This window comes from Flavobacterium bizetiae, assembly GCF_902804475.1.
GTDB classification, from domain to species: domain Bacteria; phylum Bacteroidota; class Bacteroidia; order Flavobacteriales; family Flavobacteriaceae; genus Flavobacterium; species Flavobacterium bizetiae.
Genome location: NZ_CADCSU010000041.1, coordinates 1 through 1,182 on the forward strand (window position 1 = coordinate 1; position 1,182 = coordinate 1,182).

Annotated in this window: 1 protein-coding gene; it reads left to right on the plus strand. The window is 29.6% G+C overall.

Annotated features, from left to right (window positions below; all coding sequences use genetic code 11):
• The first annotated feature begins 202 nt into the window (after positions 1–202).
• Positions 203–1,177: an IS110 family RNA-guided transposase gene (locus FLACOL7796_RS03550; protein ID WP_232067279.1), complete on the plus strand. Its 975-nt coding sequence runs from the start codon at positions 203–205 to the stop codon at positions 1,175–1,177.
• The last annotated feature ends 5 nt before the right edge of the window (positions 1,178–1,182 follow it).

Sequence of the window (1,182 nt, forward strand, 5' to 3'; positions counted from 1 at the left end):
AAATTTAATTAAATTTATGATTGAGAAAGGAAGCAAAAGTAAACTGTTCGTTCCTGCGAGTTCGTGACTCATATCCTGATTAAGACTTTCGCTTCCTCTTCATCAAAGACTCAGATAGAAATTTGGGCTAGTGACCCGTTATTAAGGAGTTGAGCTTATGATGAATTTCTCAAATCATTTGTTGAATCGTAAAAGCAAAGTTATGAAAAACATTATTATTGGCATTGATATCAGCAGTAAGACTTTAGATATCTGCGTTAAAGAAGAATCCGTAAATTACTTTTCTATTGAAAATAACGTTCAGGTTATAAAGCGTTTTTTTAAAAGATATTCCAATGAAAATGTAATTATAGCTATGGAAAATACTGGCAGATACAACTGGAATCTGTTTGAAGCTCTTGAAAAATTTAACTTTAAAGTTTATGTGATATCTGCTTTACATATCAAAAAAAGTATAGGACTTGTCAGAGGTAAAAATGATAAAATTGATGCTTTACGCATATGTAATTTCATAGAAAAAAATCATCAGGAGACCAGAGAATGGAGACCAAGTTCTAAGGCAATTAAAAAGATAAAAATACTATTAACTGAGAGAGCGTCAAGAATAAAAATAAAAAAACAGTTGATGGTTCAGCAACATGATTATAAACTTATGAAAAGTGTTGGATTAGATAAACAGTTAAAAGGTTTAAATATTAAACTTATCAAAGACATTGAAAAACAAATAAAAGTACTGGAAAATGATATTGAAAATATTATTCATAAGGATGAGAATCTTAACCAGCAACAGAAATTAATAAAATCTGTTCCAGGAGTAGGCTTAGTTTTATCATGGACATTATTATCAAAAACAGAAGGTTTTACAACTATAATAGATCCCAGAAAAATGGCTTGTTATAGTGGCGTTGTGCCTTTTGATTTTCAATCTGGAACATCTTTAAAAAGAAGACCAGGAGTATCGATGCTTGCTGATAAAAACTTAAAAACTATTTTGCACATGGCAGCGATGAGCGCTATAAGATTAGATAATGATTTAAGAACATATTACATTAGAAAAGTTGATGAAGGAAAAAACAAAATGAGCGTTTTAAACGCTGTGAGAAATAAAATAATCCATCGGGTTTTTGCAGTAATAAAAAACCAAATCCCTTATAAAAAAGATTTGGTTTTATCATAGAAATC

Coding starts and splice junctions, on each gene's coding strand:
- FLACOL7796_RS03550 (WP_232067279.1), top strand. CDS start 203: ATGAAAAACATTATTATTGGCATTGATATCAGCAGTAAGACTTTAGAT.